This window comes from Enterococcus spodopteracolus (assembly GCF_030441955.1).
GTDB lineage: Bacteria > Bacillota > Bacilli > Lactobacillales > Enterococcaceae > Enterococcus_B > Enterococcus_B spodopteracolus.
The window spans coordinates 1-849 of sequence record NZ_JARJHD010000056.1; the positions used below are offsets into that span (position 1 = coordinate 1).

At 42.6% G+C, this 849-nt stretch carries 1 protein-coding gene; it reads right to left on the reverse strand.

The features are described from left to right. Positions 1 to 823, reverse strand: an 823-nt coding sequence (locus tag P3R27_RS14415; protein ID WP_301357588.1) for a WxL domain-containing protein, incomplete at its 3' end; no start/stop codon positions are given. Positions 824 to 849: the final 26 nt, after the last annotated feature.

An 849-nucleotide genomic window follows, 5' to 3' on the forward strand; every position in this document is an offset into this window, starting at 1 on the left:
CATTTTCTTCTTCTACACCGCTACTACCAGGTGTATTAGATAATTCCCAAGTTAATGTTGATTTATATTGTGTCGCATCTTTCGCTGTCTTACCAGGAACGAATAATTGGATTGCCTCATTGGTCACTACATCCGTCTCTGGATCCGCCTCTTGCGCATCTAGATTTGCTTGGTTCCCCCAAACAACGGAAGATACCCCTGCACCTTTATCTTTTTCAGCTGTCATCACGGATACCGCAGAAGCATTTGGCATCAATTTCAATCCACTTGTATGCACTCCTGGCGCATTTCCAGCCGTGTTTCCTTCATACTGGATTCTTGGATCCAACAATGAAATCTCTGCACCGATCAATGTATCATTCACCGTTGTACTCGTTGCTTTAAAGTCGGTCAGGCGTACTTGCAAATCCCAACCAGCATTCGTTCCACGAACATCTTGTACTTGTGCAAAACTGACATAAGGAACTTTGTTTTCTTCACCTGTTGTACCCGCTTTTTGTTGCTTTTCTGCGATCATATTGTAGGTTTGATCTTGATTCGAGATCACTTGTGAGCCAAAGTTCATCGTGACAGCTTTCATGATCGATAACGGACCTGTTGTTCCTGGCACTTCAGGCTCGATGTCTACATCTGGTCCACCTTCTGGTGGAATAACAACTAGCTCTTCCTCTTCATTTGGTGTAAATTCAATCGTTCCATCAGTTGTGACGTTACGTACTTCTTTTGATGTTTCTTCAGTTGTGTCGTCTGCGAAAGCTGTGATGCCTCCGGCAAAAATGGTGGATGTTAACGCTGCAATGGTAGCTAATCTAACGAATTTCATGTATTTAAATCCTACTTTCTTTTATT